The organism is Polynucleobacter sp. (assembly GCF_030693775.1).
In the GTDB taxonomy this organism is placed as follows: Bacteria; Pseudomonadota; Gammaproteobacteria; order Burkholderiales; family Burkholderiaceae; genus Polynucleobacter.
In genome coordinates this window covers 372772-396022 of record NZ_JAUXZY010000004.1, presented here as the reverse complement: position 1 = coordinate 396022, position 23251 = coordinate 372772, and the positions used below count along the sequence as shown (strand labels likewise).

Below are 23251 nucleotides of genomic sequence, written 5' to 3'. Positions count from 1 at the left end.
AGCCCATTCTTTTTGTTTGATTGGATTTGCAATGACCGCCCCTTTCTCTAAGCCAGTTAGCAAAGCTGTATTTCCTGTTGCTGGATTGGGTACCCGCTTTTTGCCTGCCACGAAAGCCAGCCCAAAGGAAATGCTCAATGTGGTGGATAAGCCATTGATTCAGTACGCCGTAGAAGAAGCAATTGCGGCTGGCATTACTGAAATGATTTTTGTAACCGGTCGTAGCAAGCGTGCAATTGAAGATCACTTTGATAAAGCGTATGAGCTGGAAGCCGAGCTTGAGGCAAAAAATAAGCATGCTTTACTAGAAATTGTCCGCAGTATTAAACCCAGTCACGTGGATTGCGTCTATGTACGCCAACCCGAAGCCTTGGGCCTAGGTCATGCAGTGCTCTGCGCTGAAAAGCTAGTACGCGATGAGCCCTTTGCCATCATTTTGGCCGACGACTTATTGGATGGCCAACCCCCAGTATTGGAGCAAATGCTCAAGGTACATGAGGCACAACAAGGCTCTGTGATTGCGGTTGAAAAAATTGATCCTGCCAAAAGCAGTTCTTACGGCATTGTTGCTGGCACCGAAGTATCTAAAGGCATTTATCGCTTAAATGGGATTGTGGAAAAGCCACACCCCAAAGATGCACCATCGAATTTAGCAGTGGTTGGACGCTACGTTTTATCGTCCTCGATCTTTGCGCACATTCGGAACCTAAAACCTGGCGCGGGCGGCGAAATTCAGTTGACCGATGCAATTGCCTCACTCCTGAAGGAAGAGCCCGTGTTCGCTTATGAATATGACGGCGTGCGTTATGACTGCGGTAGCAAGCTCGGCTATATGAAAGCCTCAGTTGAATTTGCCTTACGCCACACCGAGCTGGGCGCTGAGTTCGCTGCCTATCTTAAAAACAGATCGTTAACCTAAGCGCTTAGCGGCGCTTGAGATAAAAAATCAAGGTATCGCCCTCACTTGCGGTAGCAATGAGTTCGTTTCCGGTCTGTTTGGCAAAGACCGGGAAATCATGCGCAGCACCGGCATCGGTTGCCTTCACCATCAAAATCTGGCCTGACTCCATATCCGCTAAGGCTTTTTTAGTGCGCAAAATCGGTAAGGGGCAATTCATGCCAATCGCATCGATTTCACGATTGACTTCGGGGATGATGACTTCACTCATGTCCTGCTCCTCTTTATTAGGCCTTACTTGACTGAATAACCCAGTCTTTTACGCCCGCCAATGCTGCAGGCAAAGCCGATGGATTGGTACCCCCGGCCATTGCCATCTCTGGCTTGCCACCACCCTTGCCGCCGACTTGCTGCGCAACAAAATTCACGAGATCACCCGCTTTCACACGCCCAATTGCATCCGCAGTAACGCCCGCAATCAAGCTGACTTTATCGCCCTGTACTGAGCCAAGCACAATCGCCGCCGTTTTCAGTTTGCCTTTGAGGGCATCCATGGTCTCGCGGAGAACCTGCGCGTCAGCGCCATCCATTCGAGCAGCTAAGACCATCAAGCCACCCACATCGATTGCTTGCGCTGCCAACTCATCTCCCTGACTAGCAGCCAATTTGGAATTGAGTTTTTCCAGCTCACGCTCAGCTTGGCGCAAACTGTCTTGCAACTGCGTTACCCGCTGAGTTAACTCATGGGGATTGGTTTTTAGAACTGCTGCAGTAGCATGAAGGCGATCTTCTAAGGCTTGCAAAAATTGAAGTGCATGGCGACCAGTTACCGCCTCAACACGCCTAATGCCGGCTGCGACACCACTCTCCGACACAATCTTTAAGCTACCAATGTCGCCCGTGCGTGACACATGGGTGCCGCCACACAATTCTTTGGATGTGCCAATTTCTAAGACGCGTACGGAATCGCCGTACTTCTCGCCAAAGAGCATCATGGCGCCGGTTTTTTGTGCGTCTTCTAAAGCCATTACCTGGGCGGATGTCGCCTGGTTATGCAAAATCTCGTCATTGACAATGGCTTCAATTCGGCGAATCTGCTCTTGGGTCACAGGAGCGTTATGGGTAAAGTCAAATCGGGTTTTGTTGGCATCAACCAACGACCCTTTTTGCTGCACATGATCCCCCAATACTTCGCGCAAGGCTTTGTGCATGATGTGGGTAGCGCTGTGATTACGCATGGTGTCAAAGCGTTGCTGCGTATCCACGATGGCATCCAAGTGGTCGCCAATGCTTAACTTGCCCTCGAGTAATTCGCCTTGATGACCAAACACATCGGCCTGAATCTTAAATGTATCGGCAACCTCAAAGCGGACTGCATCATTACGTAACTCGCCTTGATCGCCGACTTGACCGCCCGACTCGGCATAAAACGGCGTGTTATCCAAAACAACCACCGCAGCATCACCCGCCTGAATCGATTGCACGGCAGCGCCATCAAGGTACAAGGCAAGCACCGTAGCTTTCTCATGACGCAATCCCTCATAGCCATGAAATTGCGTTGGCGCGCCCTTGTATTCCAATCCTTGCGCTACTTTGAATTTGCCTGCCGCGCGCGCTTGATCGCGCTGTTGTTGCATGGCTGCTTCAAAACCAGCTGCATCGACAGTGACATTCCGTTCGCGGCATACATCTGCCGTTAAATCGAGTGGAAAGCCAAAGGTGTCATGTAGCCGAAATGCCGTTTCGCCATCGAGCGTTTTATTGCCATTAGCTAAAGCACTTTCTAGAATTTCCATGCCATTCGCAATCGTCTGGAAAAAGCGCTCCTCTTCTTGCTTGAGTACTGCAGCGACTTTTTCTTGAGCTTGGCGTAATTCAGGGTAGGCATCGCCCATCTGCGCCACCAAGGCTGGCACTAATTGATAGAAAAATGGTTTGCGCGCGCCCAATTTGTAGCCATGGCGAATCGCTCTGCGTGCAATGCGGCGCAGCACATAACCACGACCCGCATTACCTGGAATCACGCCATCCACAATCACAAAGCTACAAGCACGAATATGGTCTGCAATCACCTTTAAGGATGGGCTAGTCGCATCGCAATTACCGCCGCCAGCATTATCTACGGCCGCTTTAGCAGCCGCCAATAAATGCACAAACAAATCAATCTCATAATTGGAATGCACATGCTGCAGTACTGCAGCAATGCGCTCAAGACCCATTCCGGTATCCACGCTGGGCTTGGGCAGTGGATGCATTACGCCCGCTTCATCACGGTTGTATTGCATGAACACGTTATTCCAAATTTCAATGTAACGGTCACCGTCTTCATCAGGACTGCCAGGAGGGCCGCCTGCTATTTCCGGGCCGTGATCATAGAAAATCTCAGTGCATGGTCCGCAGGGTCCGGTATCGCCCATCATCCAAAAGTTATCCGAGGCGTAACGAGCACCTTTGTTATCACCAATCCGGATAATGCGGTCCGCTGGAACACCAATCACTTTGTTCCAAATATCGTAGGCTTCGTCATCTTCGGCATATACCGTGACCAGCAACTTTTCTTTAGGCAACTTCAATACTTCGGTGAGTAATTCCCATGCAAATGCAATGGCATCTTTTTTAAAGTAATCGCCAAATGAAAAATTACCCAGCATCTCAAAAAAAGTATGGTGCCTGGCGGTATACCCCACGTTATCGAGGTCATTGTGCTTACCGCCAGCACGGATGCACTTTTGTGCCGAGGTAGCGCGTTGATAGGGGCGCTTATCAAAACCCAAGAAAACATCTTTAAATTGGTTCATCCCTGCATTGGTAAATAGCAATGTAGGATCATCCCCCGGCACAACAGGGCTCGAAGGCACAATTTGATGCCCTTTGGCGGCAAAAAAATCGAGGTAGGCTTGGCGAATTTCGTTAACTTTCATACCCTCAATTATGGCATTGACCGAATATTAGGGTAAACCCTTTATATATGACTGAATCTGTGCCTTACAATCGCACAACATTAAAAAAATTAAAGTGGCTATCTAATAGCCAAAAGGAGCGCAGTTTTGAAAATTCGTAACCAAAGAGATTTTGGTGCCGGCATCATGTTTATCTTGGTTGGCATCTTTTTCGCAGTCATCGCAACGCAATATCGCATGGGCACCGCCGCCAAGATGGGCCCAGGCTATTTTCCATTTTGGCTTGGCGTCTTAATGGCTGTAATCGGGCTGATTGTTTTATACACCTCGATATCTAAAAAATCCATTGAAGAAAAAATGCCCAAGTGGGATTTTAAAATCATGCTTTGGATCACTGGATCGGTTGTGCTCTATGGCATTTTGTTGCCCACCATGGGTTTCATCTTTGCGATTTTTGCACTGGTATTCGTCTCCGCTTCAGCCAGTCACGAGTTTGGCTGGAAGGGCACATCACTCAATGCGGCCTTTTTAGTTGTATTTACCTATTTGGCATTTGTTAAAGGACTGGGACTTTCTTTCCCGCTTTTGCCTTTCTTCATGAACTAAGTTGACGAGACAATAAAAATGGAATTATTAGCTAACCTGTCACTTGGTTTTGACACTGCATTTACTCTGCAGAATTTGATGTATTGCTTTATCGGTTGCGTGCTCGGCACTTTGATTGGCGTATTGCCAGGCCTAGGTCCAGTAGCCACGATTGCGATGCTGCTGCCTGCAACCTATGCATTGCCTCCGATTGCCGCCTTGATCATGCTAGCCGGTATTTATTACGGCTCACAGTACGGCGGCTCAACCACGGCTATTCTGCTCAACATCCCTGGTGAAACTGCTTCGGTGGTTACCGCCATTGATGGCTACCAGATGGCACGCCGCGGTCGCGGCGGTGTTGCGCTCTTTACTGCAGGTATGGGTTCCTTTTTTGCAGGCTGCGTAGCTACACTGATTTTGGCCGGCTTTGCTGCGCCCTTAGCGGAAGTGGCTTTCAAATTCGGTCCCGCAGAATATTTTTCCTTAATGGTTCTTGGTTTGATTGGTGCGGTTGTGTTGGCATCAGGCTCGCTCTTGAAAGCGATCGGTATGATCATTTTGGGCCTCTTAATGGGACTGATTGGTACCGACGTTAATTCCGGTGTGGCGCGTTACTCCTTTGACATACCCCAACTCAGCGATGGCATTGGCTTTGTCTCCGTAGCCATGGGTGTATTCGGCTTTGCTGAAATCATGACTAATCTCGAGAAGAAAGGCACCGGTGAGTCATTCTTAAATAAAGTCACCACCCTGATTCCAACGTGGACTGACGTCAAGCGCATGACCCCGTCAATTCTGCGCGGCACAACGATTGGTTCCATTCTGGGTATTTTGCCAGGCGGTGGCGCTGCTCTTGCAGCCTTTGGTGCCTATTCGGTTGAAAAGAAATCGTCCAAGTACAGCGAAGAATTCGGTAAAGGCGCAATTGAAGGCGTTGCCGGTCCAGAGGCCGCCAATAATGCAGCTGCGCAAACCTCCTTCATTCCCCTCTTGACCCTAGGCATTCCACCCAATGCCGTGATGGCGCTGATGGTGGGTGCAATGACTATTCATAACATTCAGCCCGGTCCTCAGGTGATGACCAGCAATCCAACCTTATTCTGGGGCTTGATTGCATCGATGTGGATTGGTAATGTGATGCTCATTTTGCTGAACTTGCCCCTGATCGGTATTTGGGTGAAGCTATTACAAATTCCGTATCGCTATTTGTATCCTGCAATTTTGGTGTTCTGCTGTATCGGTGTTTATACCGTTAACAACTCTATCTTTGACGTCTATATCACTGCTGGCTTTGGCATCATTGGCTATCTGTTCTTTAAGCTGGGGTGCGAGCCCGCCCCCCTGCTACTCGGCTTCGTGCTGGGACCAATGATGGAAGAGAATTTCCGCCGCGCACTGCTGCTCTCACGCGGTGATTTCAGTACGTTTGTTACTCGTCCACTGTCGCTTGGTTTGCTGATTGCAGCGGCATTACTGGTGATTGTGGTTATGCTGCCCGCCGTGAAGAAGAGCCGCGAAGAGGTTTTCGTCGAAGAGTAAACATCGCTACCGCATCCCTTGACAAGGCCCGCACTCACCCTGCGGGCTTTGTCTTTCTGGGGAAGCACATTTTCTTCTCTACAATAGAGGCATGGCTATTGATAGCAAACCCCCTAAAGCGACTACTCCACCTGCAGAGCCGTCTAATTTTCTGCGTCAAATCATTGATTCTGATTTGGCAAGCGGTCGTTATCAAGGCCGAACCAATCGGTCTGGCGCAAGCGTTCCTGCCATCATTACACGCTTTCCGCCCGAGCCTAATGGTTACCTGCACATCGGCCATGCGAAAAGCATCTGCCTTAATTTTGGTTTAGCCGCTGATTACAGCATCCTGCCAGGTGGTGCACGCTGCAATATGCGCCTTGATGACACCAATCCCACCAAAGAAGATGTGGAATATGCCGATAGCATTTTGGATGCGGTGCAATGGCTTGGCTTTAACTGGAATGCGCAGGGTGAGGAGCACCTGTATCACGCCAGCGATTATTTTGATCGCCTCTATGAATTTGCCGAACTCTTAATTGAGAACGGCAAAGCGTATGTTGACAGCCAAAGTGCGGATGCCATTCACGCCAATCGCGGCAACTTCAATCAAGCTGGCACACCCAGCCCATTTCGTGATCGCAGTCCCGCAGAAAACCTGCAACTCTTCCGCGAGATGCGGGATGGGAAGTTTGCCGATGGCACTCATGTCTTGCGCCTGAAGATTGATATGGCTCACCCCAATATCGTGATGCGTGATCCGGTGATTTACCGAATTCGGCATGTGGAGCACCACCGTACCGGCAATACCTGGTGCATCTACCCTCTTTACGATTTCACGCACTGTATCTCGGATGCACTTGAAAATGTGTCGCACTCGATTTGTACGCTGGAGTTTGAAAACAACCGTCCCCTCTATGACTGGATTCTGAATGCACTTAAAGAGCTTGGTGTCTTCACAGAGCCCCTACCTCACCAGCATGAATTTGCCCGCCTTAATCTAACGCACACCCTAACAAGCAAACGCAAGCTGCTGCAATTAGTCGAAGAAAAGAAAGTGGATGGCTGGGATGATCCGCGCATGCCAACCATTGTGGGCATTCGTCGCCGGGGCTATACCCCTGAAAGCATTCGTTTGTTTTGCGAGCGCATTGGCGTAGCCAAAGCGGATAGCTGGATTGATATGAGCACGCTTGAAGGTGCGCTGCGGGATGACTTGGACGCAAAAGCACCGCGTGCGATTGCAGTCTTAAGGCCCCTCAAGTTGATCATTGAAAACATGGATCCGGGCGCCAGTGAAATCTGCTCAGCGCCGCGCCACCCCCATCACCCCGACTGGGGGCGCCGTGAATTTCCATTTACGCGCGAACTCTGGATTGAAGCAGATGATTTCATGATCGAGCCGGTCAAAGGCTTTTTCCGACTGTATCCACCGATTGGTGATCAGCCGGGTAGTCGTGTGCGCTTGCGTTATGGATTTGTGATTGAATGCACTGGCTTTGAATTGGATGCAAACGGCGAAGTGAAACAAGTGCATGCGCGTTATTTTCCGGACAGCAAGAGTGGTACGCCCGGCTCAGATAACTACAAAGTCAAAGGCAATATTCATTGGGTGAGTGCGCAGCATGCGCTGGCAGCGGAAGTGCGCTTGTATGAGCACCTCTTCACCGATCCCCATCCCGATAGTGGCGAAAAGAATTTCTTAGATTACCTCAATCCCCACTCCAAAGAAGTGATCACTGCCTACTTAGAGCCTTCGATGGTGGATGCGCTGGCAGAGTCCCGCTTTCAGTTTGAGCGCCACGGCTACTTTGTAGTGGATGCAGTGGACTCGAAGCCTGGCAAACCCATCTTCAATCGCGCGGTTGGTCTGAAGGATTCTTGGAAGTAAGTTCGCTCAGAAAAGCTTGCGTACTGGCGTAGCGCAGTTGTACTTTCAATTCCTTCAAGCGGTCATTCCCCACGCGCCGGGATTCGCGCATAAAAGACCACAGCATCGGACTTACTAACGCTTGTACTTGGTCTGCTGGCAAACGCGGTGGGCGTTCTAAGCCGAATGCATCGGCAACTTGGTCAAAGTAATCCCCCATTTTGGTTTGCGCACCATCGCAGGCATTCACTACACGCTGTGGTTTGCCGTGATAAATGGCAGCGCAAATAATCCGTGCCAAATCATCGGCTTGAATGTGATTCGAATAGGCGTCTACCTCGGGTAATAAAGCGGGTGTTCTGGCTTTTATCCGCTCCGTCGGCAATCGATTGGCATCGTAAATCCCAGGCACCCTCAATATCGTGAGTCGCACGTGGTGCAGCAGGGCCCATTGGCGCAATTGCCATTCAGCATCCCAGCGCCGTTTAGCCCGCTCACTTTGCGGCTTTACTGTGCTTGTTTCAATCGCATCGCCACCGCCACAGTCACCATATACCCCGGTGGTACTGACATAGACGAGGCGCCTGACAGTGACTCCGCCTTGCGATAAAATCCGTAAGAGATTTTGGGTGCGCAGGTCGCTTGCGCCGGTTTGTTGTGGCGGTGCTAAATGCACCACCGTGCTGGCTAAACCACGCAGACGCCACAGTGTATCTATCTGGTCTAAGTTGCCCAGCATCGGAGTAGCGCCCATTGCCCTGATTTCTGGAAAACGGCTGCTTTGCGAGGTCAATGCAAATACGCGGTATGCCTGAAAGCGAGTGAGCTGTTGCAGTACCCGTATGCCGATATCGCCGCAACCCACGATTAAAACGCGGGGGCGCTGAAATGGGGCTGCTAGAGCATGATATGACGATGGCATACCTACTATCGTACCGATTTATTTAAAGGAATGAGATTGCCTTACCAAGTGACCCTCAAATCCAGCGGCAAACAGTTTGATGCCAGCCCGGATGAAACCATTTTGCAAGCCGCCCTGCGGCAAGGCATCACCCTGCCCTATGGTTGCAAAAATGGCGCCTGTGGCTCCTGCAAAGGTCAGGTGACTGAGGGTTCTGTAAGTCATGGCAACCACAATGAAGGCGCTCTCACTCCTGCTGAAAAAACGGCGGGCAATGCCCTGTTTTGCTGTGCCCACGCGCAAAGCGATCTGGTGATTGCGGTGCGTGAGGTGCAGGGTGCTGGCGATCTATCGATTCGGAAAATACCCTGCCGCGTTAATGAAATGGAACGCCCCAGTCCTGATGTTGCCATTCTGAAGTTACAACTACCCGCCGCCGAGCGCTTTCAGTTTTTGGCTGGCCAATACCTGGAATTTTTACTCAAGGACGGGCAGCGGCGCGCCTACTCGATTGCCTCTGCGCCTGAGGCTGAAGGCCCGCTCGAGTTACATATTCGCCATACCCCTGGCGGTCTCTTTACCGATTTTGTTTTTGGGGTGCCTGATAAACCTGCACTCAAATTAAAAGACATCTTGCGCTTTGAGGGGCCGATGGGTAGCTTCTTTTTGCGCGAGGACAACAGCAGTCCGATTATTTTTGTCGCTGCGGGAACCGGTTTTGCTCCCATCAAATCGATCATCGAACACATGCAAGCCAAAAAAATAGAGCGTCCGATAACCCTGTATTGGGGTGGTCGCCGACCGAGCGACCTTTATTTAGATGCCCTTTGTCGCAGCTGGGCCGATAGCTTGCCCCACTTTACCTACGTGCCGGTTGTTTCCCATGCGCTGCCAGAAGACCGGTGGACTGGCCGGGATGGCTTTGTTCATCAAGCGGCTATGGCCGATTTTCCTGACATGCGCAGCGTAGAAGTCTATGCGTGCGGCGCGCCCGTGGTGGTCAACGCAGCACGTGCTGATTTTGTCGCGGCATGCCAATTGCCCAGCGATGCCTTCTTTGCCGATTCGTTTACTACTGCTGCCGATTTACTCCCTGCTAGCGCCTAATCCGAAAAACCCCTGCAGCATTCCCTGCCTTTTTGTATGATGGAGCCATGAATAAGCCGCACGACATCCCCTCTACTCCACTGAGCTCAACTGCAGTTGACAGTCACTCCGTGATGTTCATCACCCAGCGCCCTGAGCTCGTGATGACCGAAGGCCTCGGCTCTTGGTTGGTAGATCACAATGGCAAACGCTATCTCGACTTTTTGCAAGGCTGGGCTGTCAATTGCTTAGGCCATTCCAATCCTGGAATGATCGCCGCGATGAATGCGCAAGCGCGTAAATTAATTAATCCAAGTCCTGCCTTTTACAACGAGCCGATGATTCGCTTATCGAATCTACTCACGGAACAGAGCTGCTTTAATCGTGTCTTCTTCGCCAACAGTGGTGCCGAGGCCAATGAGGGCGCAATCAAGTTAGCGCGTAAATGGGGGCAACTCCACAAGTCTGGCGCGCATGAAATCATTACCTTTGAGCATTCCTTTCATGGCAGAACCTTAGCCACCATGAGCGCCTCAGGTAAGCCAGGCTGGGACACGATGTTTGCGCCGCAGGTCCCGGGCTTTTTAAAAGCAGAATTGAATAACCTTGAGTCCGTCAAAAAATTAATTGGCCCTAAAACCGTAGCAGTGATGGTCGAGCCAGTGCAAGGTGAAGGTGGCGTGATACCCACCACGACTGAGTTCATGGAAGGCTTACGCGCATTGACACAAGAGCACAAGGTGCTACTCATCGTCGATGAAGTCCAAGCAGGCTGTGGTCGCACCGGCAAACTATTTGCCTACCAGCACTACAACATCAAACCCGACATCATGACCTTAGGCAAAGGCATTGGTGGTGGCGTTCCGTTGGCCGCCTTGCTGGCGACTGAGGAAGTCTCGTGTTTTGTTCCGGGCGATCAAGGCGGCACCTACAACGGCAATGCACTCATGACTGCGGTTGGTATCAGCGTGATCGAGCAGCTATTGGCCCCAGGCTTTTTAGATGAGGTGGTTCGTAAGGGTGAGTTACTGAGTCGTGAGCTGCAAACCCTAGCAACCGAATTTAATCTCGAAGGTGAGCGCGGTAAAGGCTTATTGCGGGCCTTGATGCTGGGCAAGGATGTTGGGCCTAAGCTGGTTGAGATGGCCCGCGATCAGGGTCCTGAAGGCTTGCTGATCAATTCCCCAAGACCCAATTTACTGCGCTTTATGCCATCGCTGGCGGTAACGGATGCTGAGATTGCGCAGATGTGCGGAATGCTGCGCGGACTCTTACAGCAGGTCCATTAAAAAACTCAGTTCGTTAAGTTTTTTGGCAGGGAGAATGTAACGTCTTCCACTACCCCTGGCAATGAACGGATTTGCCGCGGACCAAATTCCTGAATGCGCGCAACAATCGACTGCGCTAGGCTCTCTGGCGCGGATGCGCCTGCAGTTAAGCCAATCCGTTTTTTGCCTTCGAACCATTTTTCTTCCAGCTGCTCGGGCGCATCGACCATATAGGAAGGTACGCCTAACTTTTCAGATAGTTCCCGCAAGCGATTGGAGTTCGAGCTCGCTTTGCTTCCCACCACAATAACAAGATCAACTTGCGGCGCCATGAATTTAACAGCGTCTTGGCGATTTTGCGTCGCATAACAAATATCTTGTTTGCGTGGCTTTGTAATGTGGGGAAACTTAGTGGTTAAGGCATCAACGATTTCTTTTGTTTCATCAACCGATAAGGTGGTTTGGGTAACAAAGGCTACCTTTTCATCGGCTGGCAAATTGAGCTTGGCTACGTCTTCCAAGTTCTCTATCAAGATAATTCCTTCGCCTACTTGCCCCATCGTGCCCTCTACCTCGGGGTGGCCAGCATGACCAATCATCAAGACGGTAAAACCTTCTTTGCACATCTTGACTACTTCCAAATGCACCTTAGTTACGAGTGGGCATGTGGCGTCATACACCTGCAAGCCACGGGCTTCTGCATCGCGCCTGACTTCTTGCGAAACGCCATGGGCACTAAACACCACAATCCCGCCGCGCGGTACTTCTTCCAATTCTTCCACAAATACCGCGCCCTTGGTACGCAACTCATCCACCACGTACTTGTTGTGCACAATCTCATGGCGCACATAAATGGGCTTACCAAATCGGTTCAAGGCCTCGTTCACAATGTTGATCGCACGATCAACGCCAGCGCAAAATCCCCTGGGCTGGGCGAGCAAAATTTCAGGTTGATCAGTTTGGCTCATAGTGGTCTAGAGAATAGCGACGATTTCTGCTTCAAAGGTAATGGGTTTGCCCGCCAAAGGATGGTTGAAATCAAACCACGCCCCTTCATCGGTCATCGATTGCAAGACGCCAGCATATTGAGCGCCGCTGGGCGCATTGAACTCAATGACATCACCCGGAGAAAAGCTTGGGGTTTCATCGGTATTTTCTTTTAAGGTCTCCATCGTGACCCACTGCACCAATTCTGGCTTGTGTAATCCAAAGCCCTCCTCAGGAGGAATCACCACCGTTCTGCGCTCTCCGGTCGTCATGCCCAATAGCGCCTTTTCAAAACAGGGGGCAAATTGACCAGTACCAAACATCACCGTCGCCGGGTTGTCCTCAAAGGTGTTGATGTAGTCCTCCCCGCCAGGCAAAACCAAGCGGTAGTTGAGGGTCAAGTAGGAGTCGGATTGAACGGTCGGCATAGTCATCGGAATATTGTAGCTAGGACAACGGGCGGAGTACATTCTCCGATTTCCGAATGGCCTAAGGGTCAGCAACCGCGCGAGAAACTGCGCCTCGCTGGCCCTGAGGCGCTCTCAGACGCTGAATTGCTGGCGATCTTCCTTCGGGTTGGCGTGAAGGGGAAAACCGCTGTAACCCTTGCTCAAGACCTTTTGGGTACTTTTGGCAGCCTTCCTCGGTTACTTAACTCAAGCGCCGAGGAAATTACCCGCTGCTATGGCATGGGAATATCCAAATGGGCACAAATTCAGGCTGCCTATGAGCTAGTCAAGCGCAGCCTAGAGCATGAGCTGATGCACGACTCTGTTTTAGGTTCACCAGCTCAAATGCGGGAGCTGATTCAGGCCAAAATCGGGCACCTGCCCCATGAGGTCTTTCTCTGCCTTCACTTAGACTCTAAAAATCGCTTAATTGAGTGCCAGGAGCTGTTTCGGGGTTCCGTGGCACAGACTGCCATCTACCCCCGCGAAATCGTCAAAGAGGCCTTGATCCGCAACTCCAGCGCCCTGATCGTGGCCCATAACCATCCCAGCGGCGACCCCTATCCCAGCAAAAAGGACATTGAATTAACCCGCACCCTCCAGCAAGCACTGCAATGGGTTGCGATTGGCCTTTTAGACCATTGCATCGTTAGTCAGAGCAGTTTCTTCTCTTTTGTGGAGGCTGGCATTATGGATATTGATCCAAATTAGTAGTAAACACTAACTTATTGATTAAATTACAAGGAATAATCCAGTTGTATTTGGCAATCTACAAAAGGGCTGGCTCATTTAGCCATTCGCCTGCTACAATCTTCTTTTTTCGCAATTAAGGAGTCGTGTCATGGCAAAAGTTTGCCAAGTCACTGGGAAAAAGCCGATGGTTGGCAATAATGTTTCCCATGCAAACAATAAAACGAAGCGTCGCTTTTTGCCTAATCTGCAAAATCGCCGTTTCTGGGTTGAATCAGAAAATCGCTGGATCAGCCTTCGCTTAACCAACGCAGGTTTGCGTGTAATCGACAAGAATGGCATCGATGCCGTTTTAGTCGACTTGCGCGCACGCGGCCAAATCTAAAGGAATATTGAAATGGCTAAGGGCGGCAGAGAAAAGATTAAGTTAGAGTCATCAGCAGGTACTGGTCACTTCTACACAACCACCAAAAACAAGCGTACCAAGCCTGAGAAGTTAGAGATCATGAAGTTCGATCCTACCGTTCGCAAGCACGTTGCGTATAAAGAGACCAAGCTGAAGTAAATTCAGTTTTATCTCAATAAAAAAACCCGCTACATGCGGGTTTTTTTATTACCTTATTTATGCGGATGACTAACTGTAGCGACGCAAGCGAATCGAGAAGTCGCGCAGGCTCGATACACCGCTCTCCTCGGCCTGCTGGCACCAAGTACGCAGCTGGTTTAAGAGTTGCTCGCCAGTGGCATTGGAGCGGCTCCACAGGGCCTGCAAATCTCGGCGCATCTCAATCATCTTTCGCAGTTGTGCATTTTGCTGTGTGAGCTCTTCCAGCTTGCGTTTCTCGATGGGAGTCAGCTGAGCTTCATCTTTGCAGAGCCAGGTGCGCGCATCATTCAGATGAGTAGCTAACTCTTGCATATGCTGCACTTCGCTTGTGAAGAACTTCTTTAAGGATTTACTGTAGCGCGCCATCACTTCATAGCGATTGGCGATGATGGCCTCCAAGGTGCTTTGATCTGCAGGGCGCACATCTAGCAACACTGGCTTAGGCGGTACCTTTTTTACGGTAGCCAAACCTACTGCACTCATCATCTGAATGTAGAGCCAGCCGATATCAAACTCGTACCACTTATTCGACAGCTTTGCGCTAGTGGCATAGGTGTGGTGGTTGTTGTGTAACTCTTCGCCGCCAATCAAAATACCCCAGGGCACGATATTGCGCGACGCGTCTTCATTATTAAAGTTACGGTAGCCCCAAAAGTGGCCAATACCATTAATCACACCAGCAGCAGTGATTGGTATCCAGAGCATTTGTACTGCCCATACCGTTGCTCCAATCGCACCAAACAAGAATAGGTCGATGATCATCATGATCGCAACGCCCTGCCAAGAAAACTTGGAATAAATATTGCGCTCAATCCAGTCGTCGGGAGTGCCATGGCCGAACTTTTGCAAAGTCTCTGGGTTGCTTGCCTCGGATTTGTATAGTTCAGCGCCGCGCGACAACACGGTGTTGATGCCTAAAACCTGTGGGCTATGGGGATCATCCACGGTTTCGCATTTGGCGTGGTGCTTGCGGTGCACAGCGGCCCACTCTTTGGTGACCATGCCGGTGGTAAGCCAGAGCCAGAAGCGGAAAAAATGAGATGCAATCGGATGTAAGTCCAGCGCACGGTGCGCTTGGCAGCGGTGCAGAAAAATAGTGACGCCAGCGATGGTGATGTGGGTCATCGCTAAGGTAAACAGCACAATTTGCCACCAGGCCCAATCAAGGTAGCCATGGGCTAACCACTGAATCAAACCATCGTGCAAGGCAGTTATGTCAAAGCTGGAATTCAAGGTATCCCCTAAGCGGAATCAGTAACCTTATATTTTAAGCTTTTCGCCTAAAAATTGCCCCGAAGAAGCCGTCGGTACCGTGTAAATGCGGCCATAGTTGCCACCAGGGGTTATCTGGGCTCGTCCCAATCGGCTGTACCCCATCTAAAAAGTGGTCTTTCAGCACTTCAGCTGCAGGAATTAACTCAAATTCAGGGTGCTTTTCTAAGAACTGCAAAGCAATAGCCTGATTTTCTTGGGGCAATAGGCTGCAGGTTGCATAAACCAAACGGCCACCGGGTTTCAGTAAGCGGCTGGCTGAAGCCAAAATACTGGCCTGCTTTGCATTCAGTTCGGCAACTGCAGCAGGCGTTTGCCGCCACTTCAAATCGGGATTGCGGCGCAAGGTACCAATACCACTGCAAGGGGCATCTACTAGTACTCGATCGATCTTGCCGGCCAAGCGCTTCACCTTCGAATCATTCTCACTATCAATCCATACTGGGTGCACATTGGATAGTCCACTACGAGCTTGGCGTGGCTTCAAATTGGCCAGTCGACGCTCTGAAGTATCAAAGGCATAGAGGCGCCCAGTCGAGCGCATTAAGGCGCCCAAGGCCAAGGTCTTGCCACCAGCACCCGCACAAAAATCAACTACCATCTCGCCGCGCTTGGGGCCCAATAAATGGCAAAGCAATTGGCTGCCTTCGTCCTGTACTTCAAAAAGACCTTCCTTAAACCAGCTGGAATTCTGTAATGCAGGTTTCCCCATAATCCGAATACCATCCGGAGAAAAAGGCGTTGGCACCGCTTGATAACGGCCACCCAAAGCATTCATTTCTTCGAGCAGCGTATCGCGATTGGCCTTAATGGTGTTGACGCGCAAATCCAGCAGCGCTGGGCGCATCAAAGCCATCGCGAGTTCTTGACGCTGGGCCTCGCCGGGCGATGATTCAAATGCATTCCAAAGCCATTCAGGCAAGTTGTTGCGCACCATCGGCGCTAAGGTATCGCGATCAAGTTCAGAGTAGCGTTTGAGCCAGTCATATTCACTCGGCTGAATAACGTGAGCCAAGTCGGCGAGCGCGCTCTCTGGGCGATTGGCTGAGCCAAGACCACCCTCCGACAATGCGGACATCATGCCAAGCAGAGCAAGGCGCCTGGCTTGGGTTCCACTCCCACTCGAAGCAAACTGCGACATCTCATTTTTACGGCGCAAAATAGCAAAAGCACTCTCGGCAATTAAGGCGCGATCGCGGTTACCGAGCTGGGGCTCCGCACGAAAGTAGCGACTGACCACGCGATCTGAAGGCTGATCAAAACTCAAGAGCTCCGGAAGCAGACGCTCTAAGTGGGCAGCATGCTGGGGCAAGGCTTTGGCATGGGAGAAATTCTTCTGCCCACTCACGGGAGCAGCCTCAGGACCGCGTCGCTGGGGACGGCTTTGCGTCCTAGCGCCAGAGGATGGAGATCGATCGGATGCTCTACTGCGGGTCGACTTGGCGCCGCGCTCGGGTCTGGCTTTACTCATGGGCAAACAACTGCGACTCTGGGGGGTACACCTTCACTTGATTTCCTTCTATTCGCAATCGACCGTCAAGGAACCATTTTACGGCCCGCGGATAGATTTGATGCTCCATTTGCAAAACCCGTGCAGCCAATTGCGCTGCCGAATCGCCCGGAAGCACAGGAACAGTGGCTTGGCAGATGATGGGGCCCTCATCGACACCCTCGCTGACAAAGTGCACGCTGGCACCATGCGTCTCTACTCCTGCCTCCAAAGCCCGTTCATGGGTATGCAAACCAGGGAAGCTGGGCAGCAGGGATGGGTGAATATTGATCAACTTTCCGGCGTAATGCCGAATAAACTCGGGCGTCAAGATCCGCATAAAGCCGGCTAAAACCACTAAATCCGGCTTGAGGAGGTCGATTTGCTGCATTAATGCCTGATCAAATGTAGCCCGGTCTGGGTAGGCCTTGTGATCCAGGGCCAGCGCAGGAATACCCTCCGAGCGAGCAAAATCAAGGCCCTTGGCCTCAGGGCGATTGGCTATCACCCCACTAAATTGGACTGCCCAATTCTCTTTTTGGGCTGTTTTGACGATGGCTTCGAAATTCGATCCGCGCCCAGAGATTAAGGTAACGATGGAGTGCATGCCCACAATATAATTCAAGGCTACCCTGAAAGCGACCAGTGAACGTATTCCGAGGCTCTGCCCACCTTCGTGCCGCACCCCCTTGTGCCCTGACCATCGGTAATTTTGATGGCGTGCATCGGGGTCATCACGCCTTGCTCCAGGCCTTGACTGCAGGTGCACGCGCCAGAGGTCTTGCCTCCTGCGTGATGACGTTTGAGCCGCACCCCAAGGAATTTTTTTCACCGGGCGAGGCGCCACCCCGCATCTTAAACTTGCGGGATAAGTTAGCCGCCTTTGCCGACATCGGCATTGATCGCGTCATCATTGAGCGCTTCAATGCTGCTTATGCCAAATTAACCCCCGAGCAATTTGTTGCTGAAATTCTGCTGCGGCGCCTGAACACCAAATGGATTTTGATTGGCGATGACTTCTGTTACGGCGCAAAACGCGCAGGGGACTTCGCTAGCCTAAAGCGCGCTGGTGAACAATTTGGTTTTGAGGTTTCCAACATCAATACGGTTTTAGAGAATCAAGAGCGGATCTCTAGCTCAGCACTGCGCAGTGCATTAGCAGAAGGTGATATGGCCAAGGCGACCCTGCTACTGGGCAGGCCTTACATGATTTCTGGGCACGTGATTTATGGCCGTCAACTCGGCAGAACACTGGGCTTTCCTACCCTGAACTTGGCTGTGACAAATCACCTGAACGAGCGTAAGCCGGCTATGACTGGTATTTTTACCGTCCTCGTTCATGGTCTTGGAGATACACCATTGCCGGGCGTTGCCAGCCTGGGAGTAAGGCCGACGGTGGAAGATGCGGGTCGTGTTTTACTCGAGGTGCATTTATTTGATTTCAATGCCCACGTGTATGGCCGCATTATTCGTGTTGAACTCTTAGAAAAAATTCGGGACGAGGCAAAATACCCTGACCTCGAAACACTGCAGTCCGCTATCCAAAACGATGCGCAATGTGCGCGTGATTATTTCCAGAAAAAAGTCTATGTCTGATAAATCCAATTCTTATCCCGTTAATCTTCTGGAAACCACCTTTCCAATGCGCGGCGACTTACCCAAGCGCGAGCCGCAATGGGTAGCGCAGTGGCAAAAAAATAAACTCTACGAAGCCATTCGGGCAGCGCACGCAGGGCAACCTAAATTCATCCTGCACGATGGCCCCCCATATGCCAATGGCGATATTCACATTGGTCATGCGGTCAATAAGATTCTCAAAGATATGATCGTTAAATCCCGTTGGCTGATGGGCTTTGATGCCGCCTATGTTCCTGGCTGGGACTGCCACGGTATGCCAATTGAAATCCAAATTGAAAAACAGTTTGGTAAAAATTTACCGACGGCTGAAGTACAGGCCAAAGCACGCGAATACGCTAGCGAGCAAATTACGAAACAGAAAACCGACTTTGAGCGCTTGGGCGTTCTGGGCGACTGGAACAACCCCTACCTCACCATGAACTACCGCAATGAGGCGGATGAGATTCGTGCGCTGGGCTCGATTTGGAAAAAGGGGTATGTCTTCCGTGGCCTGAAACCAGTTAATTGGTGTTTTGATTGTGGCTCTGCACTTGCCGAAGCCGAAGTGGAATACCAAGACAAAACTGATCCTGCGGTCGACGTTGGCTTTGCCTTTGACGATGCCCAGCGAGGTAATTTAGCCAAGGCGTTTGGTATCCCTCAACTGCCAGAGAAAAAAGGCATGGTCGTGATCTGGACCACGACGCCGTGGACGCTTCCTGCCAACCAAGCACTCAATGTTCACCCAGAACTCGAATACGCTTTGGTCGAGACTGATCAAGCGCTACTTATTCTAGCCAAAGATCGTGTCGAAATTTGCCTGCAGGAGTATGGCCTCGAAGGCAAGATCATTGCGACCTGCGCCGGCCAAAAATTAGCGGGTATCTCCTTTTGGCATCCGCTCGCATCGCTCGATGAAGGCTACCGTCGCCTCTCGCCGATCTATCCAGCAGAGTACGTCACACTCGATACCGGCACAGGTCTAGTTCACTGCTCACCTGCCTACGGCGAGGAAGACTTTAAGTCGTGCAAAGCCAATGGATTGGTTGACAAGGATATTCTGAATCCAGTGATGGGTAATGGCGTGTATGCATCCTGGCTACCCCTGTTTGCCAATGAGTTTGTCTGGAAAGCCAACCCAAAAATCGTGGAAGCGCTGCGCAGTGCCGGCAGTCTTTTAAAAGACAAGTCCTATAGCCACTCCTACATGCATTGCTGGCGCCATAAAACGCCGATCATTTATCGCGCCACTTCACAGTGGTTCGCCAGCATGGATAAAAAACCGGCCGACGGCAAAGTGAGTTTGCGTGAGGCAGCACTCGAAGGCATCAACAATACGCAGTTCTATCCTGCCTGGGGTAAGCAACGCCTGCACAGCATGATTGCCAACCGCCCAGACTGGACCTTGTCGCGTCAACGCCAATGGGGTGTCCCGATGGCCTTCTTAGTGCATAAAGAAACCGGTGAGCCACATCCCCGCACAGCCGAGCTATTGGAAGAAGTTGCCAAGCGCGTTGAGCAAGGCGGCATTGAGGCTTGGCAAAAACTCGATGTGGCTGAGTTGCTCGGCGAAGAAGCCGCTCTCTATGAAAAGAACCGCGACACCTTAGACGTGTGGTTTGATTCAGGGACAACCCACTGGCACGTGATCCGCGGCTCACATCGTAATGAGCTCTATCGTCCCGAAGCGGAGAACGCCGATGGTCGTTTGGCTGATTTGTATTTAGAGGGCTCAGACCAACACCGCGGCTGGTTCCACTCATCGTTACTCACTGGTGCCATGCTCGATGGCAAGCCGCCCTACAAGGCATTACTGACCCATGGCTTCACAGTCGATGGCCAAGGTCGCAAAATGAGTAAATCCGTCGGTAACGTCATCGCACCCCAACAGGTGGCCGATAAGTTAGGGGCCGAAATCATTCGTCTCTGGGTTGCCTCTACTGACTACTCAGGCGAGATGACCATCTCCGATGAAATTCTGAAGCGGGTGGTTGAGAGCTATCGCCGCATGCGCAATACCTTGCGCTTCTTACTGGCGAACTTGGCTGACTTTGATCCAACCCAGCACAGTATGCCGAGCGCAGAGTGGCTGGAGATCGACCGCTATGCGGTTGCACTAGCGAAGCAGTTACAGGAAGAAATTCAGGCGCACTACCAGGCCTATGAATTCCAACCCGCAGTGGTGCGCATGCTGACCTTCTGCTCAGAAGACCTCGGCGGCTTTTACTTGGATATTCTTAAAGATCGCCTCTACACCAGCGCGCCTAATTCTAAAGAACGACGTGCGGCGCAAAACGCCCTATTCCACATTACCCGCAATCTACTGAAATGGCTGGCCCCCTTCCTCTCCTTTACTGCAGAAGAGGCGTGGGCATCCTTTCCCCATGGATCTGAGAATCAAGGGAAGCAATCCATCTTCATCGAAGAGTTTGGCGTATTTCCCGAGATTGCCAATGCTGCCGAGTTACTCGCCAAATGGAATCGCATTCGGGAGATTCGTTCCGAAGTGACCAAGGCCATTGAAATCGAGCGCGAAGCAGGTCACGTCGGCTCCTCATTGCAAGCAGAGCTGAGCATCAAAGTCGATGATGTCGACTTTGCCATCCTGCATTCCCTGGAAGACGATCTACGCTTTGTCACTATCACGTCCAGTGCCAATATTGAACTCAGCAAAGCGGGGCTCGAGGTTCTAGTCCGCGCAAGCCAGTACAAAAAATGCGGTCGCTGTTGGCACCATACCGCAGATGTGGGTGCAGATCCTGCGCACCCTGAGCTCTGCGGTCGCTGCGTCAGTAATTTATTCGGCGCTGGTGAAGAGCGCGCGTTTGCATAATCAAATTAGATTGCTGTGAGCGCCAAGCCTGACTCCAACAATAAGCGCCATTTTTATGGCTGGCTCAGTTTGGCCTGCCTCGTCCTCGTTTTAGATCAAGCAACAAAGTTATGGGCACAAACGACACTGCAGTTTGCTGTGCCCGTACCGGTTACGAGTTTTTTAAACTGGTTCTTAATTTATAACCCGGGCGCTGCATTTTCTTTTTTAGCCAGCAGTGGTGGCTGGCAACGCTGGTTTTTCACCATACTGGGTACGGCCGCGGCTATTTTTATGATTTGGTATTTACGACGCCATCAACACGAGACCTTGCTCGCGTTTGCGATCAGCTTTATTTTGGGTGGTGCAGTTGGCAACGTGATTGATCGCCTTGTCTATGGCGCCGTTGTGGACTTCATTGATCTGCACTATGCGCAATGGCATTGGCCTGCATTCAATCTGGCCGATAGCGCCATTGTGCTCGGCGCAGTCCTGATTATTTGGGGTGAAATCCGCCCCAAAAGAGCATCAACCCCCACCTAATCTAGCCATTCCGCTCAAACCCGTTTAATCTTCGACTATGCAGTCACTTCTCCATAAAAAAATTGTTCTGGGCATCTCTGGCGGAATCGCAGCCTATAAATCCGCTGAACTCGCGCGCCTCCTATTGCAAGAGGGAGCAAGCGTTCAGGTCGTCATGACCGAGGCTGCAACCCAGTTCATTACTCCGGTAACGATGCAGGCTTTAACTGGCAATCCCGTCTTCACGAATCAATGGGATGCGCGCATCAATAACAACATGGCCCACATTGAGTTATCGCGCGCTGCGGATGCGATTTTGATTGCGCCTGCTAGCGCCGATTTGATGGCCAAGCTATCCCTCGGCCTGGCGGACGATCTCCTCACTACCCTGTGCCTCGCGCGGGACTGCCCTTTGCTCTTGGCGGCCGCGATGAACTTGCAGATGTGGCAACACCCCGCAACCGTGCGCAGTGCGGAGCGCTTGCGCAGTGATCGCGTTGAATTACTCGGTCCTGCAAGCGGCGCTCAAGCTTGTGGCGAAGTAGGGATGGGCAGAATGCTCGAGCCCGCTGAAATCACCGAACAGTTAATTGCTTTCTTTCAGAAAAAAGTACTAGCAGGTAAGCGTGTGTTAATCACTGCAGGGCCTACCTTTGAAGCAATTGATCCAGTACGGGGCATCACCAATCGTAGCTCCGGCAAGATGGGCTTTGCCATAGCCAGAGCCGCCCTGGAAGCTGGTGCAGAAGTGCATCTGATTGCCGGCCCATGTGAGTTAGATACCCCTCTTCTTGCCACAGGAAAAATCCAGCGGACTGATGTAGTTTCTGCAAAAGACATGTACGAGGCAGTAATGGCCTCGCCCAATTGCGATCTCTTTTTTGGGGTTGCCGCAGTAGCGGACTGGGCCATCGCCAACCCATCCAAAGAAAAGATCAAGCGCCAAGGTGGTGGTAAATCGACACCAAACATCGAGTTCGCTCCTAATCCCGATATTTTGCTGACTATGGCGCAGTCTGCCAAAAAGACGAAGGGCAAGCCACATCCCTACTGTGTTGGTTTTGCAGCTGAGTCGACCAAACTCGAAGAGCACGCGGATGACAAGCGCAAGCGCAAAGGCATCCCCTTAATTGTTGGCAACATTGGTCCCGATACTTTTGGTAGCGACCTAAATCAACTGCTCCTCATTCATGAGCGGGGCAGCAAGAAATTAGCAAAAGCTCCAAAACTGCAGTTAGCCCGTCAACTCATTCAATTTGTTGCAACCCAACTCTAAAAACACCATGCAAACACTGCAAGTCAAAATTCTCGATGAACGCATGCGCAATCAAATGCCCAGCTATGGCACACCAGGCAGTGCCGGTCTCGATCTGCGCGCCTGTATTGATGCCGCAATCGAGATTGCTCCCGGACAAACGGTATTGGTGCCGACTGGCTTATCCATCTACGTGGAAGATCCACGCTACGCAGCCTTAATCTTGCCACGTTCGGGCCTGGGCCATAAGCATGGGATTGTTTTAGGAAACCTCGTTGGTTTGATTGATTCCGATTACCAAGGACAACTCATGGTGAGTACCTGGAATCGCAGCAGCACGCCCTTCACCCTTGAACCCATGGAGCGCTTAGCGCAGCTCGTGATCGTGCCAATACAGCAAGTGGAACTCAAAATCGTCGATGAGTTTGCTGAGAGCAGTCGTGGGGCAGGTGGCTTTGGAAGTACGGGTCGCGCCTAAGCATGCAGTAATACGTGATTGAGCAGTTACTCAACTTGTTA

Annotated in this window: 22 protein-coding genes; 14 read left to right on the top strand and 8 right to left on the bottom strand. The window is 51.2% G+C overall.

Annotated features, from left to right (window positions below; translation table 11 throughout):
* Positions 1 to 31 precede the first annotated feature (31 nt).
* Entirely contained in the window at positions 32 to 919 is an 888-nt protein-coding gene (gene galU / locus Q8M75_RS04750; RefSeq protein ID WP_305486721.1) for a UTP--glucose-1-phosphate uridylyltransferase GalU, read from the top strand.
* A gap of 4 nt (positions 920 to 923) precedes the next feature.
* On the opposite strand, the gene Q8M75_RS04745 is transcribed toward galU, so the two are convergent.
* Both Q8M75_RS04745 and alaS read right to left on the bottom strand, forming a co-directional pair.
* A complete protein-coding gene (locus tag Q8M75_RS04745) occupies positions 924 to 1169 on the bottom strand; it encodes a sulfurtransferase TusA family protein (RefSeq protein WP_108469621.1) in 246 nt (81 codons plus the stop codon).
* Between the two features lie 16 nt (positions 1170 to 1185).
* Entirely contained in the window at positions 1186 to 3819 is a 2634-nt protein-coding gene (gene alaS, locus Q8M75_RS04740; RefSeq protein WP_305486718.1) for an alanine--tRNA ligase, read from the bottom strand.
* Between the two features lie 126 nt (positions 3820 to 3945).
* On the opposite strand from alaS, the gene Q8M75_RS04735 reads away from it, so the two are divergent.
* The 3 genes from Q8M75_RS04735 to Q8M75_RS04725 all read left to right on the top strand — a co-directional run bounded on the left by Q8M75_RS04735 (position 3946) and on the right by Q8M75_RS04725 (position 7798).
* On the top strand, positions 3946 to 4404 hold the full coding sequence (locus Q8M75_RS04735; protein WP_305486716.1) for a tripartite tricarboxylate transporter TctB family protein: 459 nt from the start codon (positions 3946 to 3948) through the stop codon (positions 4402 to 4404).
* Positions 4405 to 4422: 18 nt separating this feature from the next.
* Positions 4423 to 5925, top strand: a complete 1503-nt coding sequence (locus Q8M75_RS04730) for a tripartite tricarboxylate transporter permease (RefSeq protein WP_305486714.1) — start codon at positions 4423 to 4425, stop codon at positions 5923 to 5925.
* A 91-nt stretch (positions 5926 to 6016) separates the two neighbouring features.
* On the top strand, positions 6017 to 7798 hold the full coding sequence (locus tag Q8M75_RS04725; RefSeq protein ID WP_305486711.1) for a glutamine--tRNA ligase/YqeY domain fusion protein: 1782 nt from the start codon (positions 6017 to 6019) through the stop codon (positions 7796 to 7798).
* On the opposite strand, the gene Q8M75_RS04720 is transcribed toward Q8M75_RS04725, so the two are convergent.
* The gene (locus Q8M75_RS04720) at positions 7761 to 8699 is read right to left on the bottom strand and encodes an SDR family oxidoreductase (RefSeq protein WP_305486709.1); all 939 of its coding nucleotides are present in this window, start codon (positions 8697 to 8699) and stop codon (positions 7761 to 7763) included. The two genes, Q8M75_RS04725 and Q8M75_RS04720, sit on opposite strands and share 38 nt — an antisense overlap.
* A gap of 30 nt (positions 8700 to 8729) precedes the next feature.
* Here Q8M75_RS04720 and Q8M75_RS04715 point away from each other — a divergent pair, with 30 nt between their 5' ends.
* Both Q8M75_RS04715 and Q8M75_RS04710 read left to right on the top strand, forming a co-directional pair.
* Complete coding sequence (locus tag Q8M75_RS04715) at positions 8730 to 9785, top strand: CDP-6-deoxy-delta-3,4-glucoseen reductase (RefSeq protein ID WP_371131745.1); 1056 nt, start codon at positions 8730 to 8732, stop codon at positions 9783 to 9785.
* Positions 9786 to 9832: 47 nt separating this feature from the next.
* A complete protein-coding gene (locus tag Q8M75_RS04710; protein WP_305486707.1) occupies positions 9833 to 11053 on the top strand; it encodes an acetylornithine transaminase in 1221 nt (406 codons plus the stop codon).
* A 5-nt stretch (positions 11054 to 11058) separates the two neighbouring features.
* On the opposite strand, the gene ispH is transcribed toward Q8M75_RS04710, so the two are convergent.
* Positions 11059 to 12000 (bottom strand): 4-hydroxy-3-methylbut-2-enyl diphosphate reductase, encoded by a 942-nt coding sequence (ispH, locus tag Q8M75_RS04705; RefSeq protein ID WP_305486704.1) that lies wholly within the window; start codon positions 11998 to 12000, stop codon positions 11059 to 11061.
* Positions 12001 to 12006: 6 nt separating this feature from the next.
* Positions 12007 to 12453 (bottom strand): peptidylprolyl isomerase, encoded by a 447-nt coding sequence (locus tag Q8M75_RS04700; RefSeq protein ID WP_305486702.1) that lies wholly within the window; start codon positions 12451 to 12453, stop codon positions 12007 to 12009.
* Between Q8M75_RS04700 and radC the strand changes: the two genes are divergently transcribed.
* The 3 genes from radC (at position 12433) to rpmG (ending at position 13723) form a co-directional block, all read left to right on the top strand.
* A complete protein-coding gene (radC, locus tag Q8M75_RS04695; RefSeq protein WP_305486700.1) occupies positions 12433 to 13179 on the top strand; it encodes a DNA repair protein RadC in 747 nt (248 codons plus the stop codon). The two genes, Q8M75_RS04700 and radC, sit on opposite strands and share 21 nt — an antisense overlap.
* A 130-nt stretch (positions 13180 to 13309) precedes the next feature.
* Complete coding sequence (gene rpmB, locus Q8M75_RS04690) at positions 13310 to 13543, top strand: 50S ribosomal protein L28 (protein WP_108469630.1); 234 nt, start codon at positions 13310 to 13312, stop codon at positions 13541 to 13543.
* 12 nt (positions 13544 to 13555) lie between these two features.
* Positions 13556 to 13723 carry a 50S ribosomal protein L33 gene (gene rpmG / locus Q8M75_RS04685; RefSeq protein WP_108469631.1) on the top strand — a complete coding sequence of 56 codons (168 nt, stop codon included), beginning with the start codon at positions 13556 to 13558 and terminating at the stop codon, positions 13721 to 13723.
* A gap of 69 nt (positions 13724 to 13792) precedes the next feature.
* Here the strand turns inward: rpmG and Q8M75_RS04680 are convergent, their stop codons facing one another.
* From Q8M75_RS04680 to purN, 3 genes are all read right to left on the bottom strand, one after another.
* Entirely contained in the window at positions 13793 to 14971 is a 1179-nt protein-coding gene (locus Q8M75_RS04680; RefSeq protein ID WP_305488174.1) for an acyl-CoA desaturase, read from the bottom strand.
* 61 nt (positions 14972 to 15032) lie between these two features.
* A complete protein-coding gene (locus tag Q8M75_RS04675; protein ID WP_305486695.1) occupies positions 15033 to 16508 on the bottom strand; it encodes an RsmB/NOP family class I SAM-dependent RNA methyltransferase in 1476 nt (491 codons plus the stop codon).
* A complete protein-coding gene (purN, locus tag Q8M75_RS04670; RefSeq protein ID WP_305488173.1) occupies positions 16501 to 17133 on the bottom strand; it encodes a phosphoribosylglycinamide formyltransferase in 633 nt (210 codons plus the stop codon). The genes Q8M75_RS04675 and purN overlap by 8 nt, the downstream gene beginning before the upstream one ends.
* A 38-nt stretch (positions 17134 to 17171) precedes the next feature.
* Between purN and Q8M75_RS04665 the strand changes: the two genes are divergently transcribed.
* From Q8M75_RS04665 to dut, 5 genes are read left to right on the top strand one after another with little or no spacing between them, the layout of a single operon-like run.
* Positions 17172 to 18122 carry a bifunctional riboflavin kinase/FAD synthetase gene (locus Q8M75_RS04665; RefSeq protein WP_305486693.1) on the top strand — a complete coding sequence of 317 codons (951 nt, stop codon included), beginning with the start codon at positions 17172 to 17174 and terminating at the stop codon, positions 18120 to 18122.
* Positions 18097 to 20976 carry an isoleucine--tRNA ligase gene (ileS, locus tag Q8M75_RS04660; protein ID WP_371131771.1) on the top strand — a complete coding sequence of 960 codons (2880 nt, stop codon included), beginning with the start codon at positions 18097 to 18099 and terminating at the stop codon, positions 20974 to 20976. Before Q8M75_RS04665 ends, ileS begins: the two co-directional genes overlap by 26 nt.
* Before the next feature lie 15 nt (positions 20977 to 20991).
* Positions 20992 to 21498, top strand: a complete 507-nt coding sequence (lspA, locus tag Q8M75_RS04655; RefSeq protein WP_305486687.1) for a signal peptidase II — start codon at positions 20992 to 20994, stop codon at positions 21496 to 21498.
* A gap of 37 nt (positions 21499 to 21535) precedes the next feature.
* A complete protein-coding gene (coaBC, locus tag Q8M75_RS04650; protein WP_305486685.1) occupies positions 21536 to 22753 on the top strand; it encodes a bifunctional phosphopantothenoylcysteine decarboxylase/phosphopantothenate--cysteine ligase CoaBC in 1218 nt (405 codons plus the stop codon).
* 7 nt (positions 22754 to 22760) lie between these two features.
* On the top strand, positions 22761 to 23210 hold the full coding sequence (gene dut / locus Q8M75_RS04645; RefSeq protein ID WP_305486683.1) for a dUTP diphosphatase: 450 nt from the start codon (positions 22761 to 22763) through the stop codon (positions 23208 to 23210).
* The last annotated feature ends 41 nt before the right edge of the window (positions 23211 to 23251 follow it).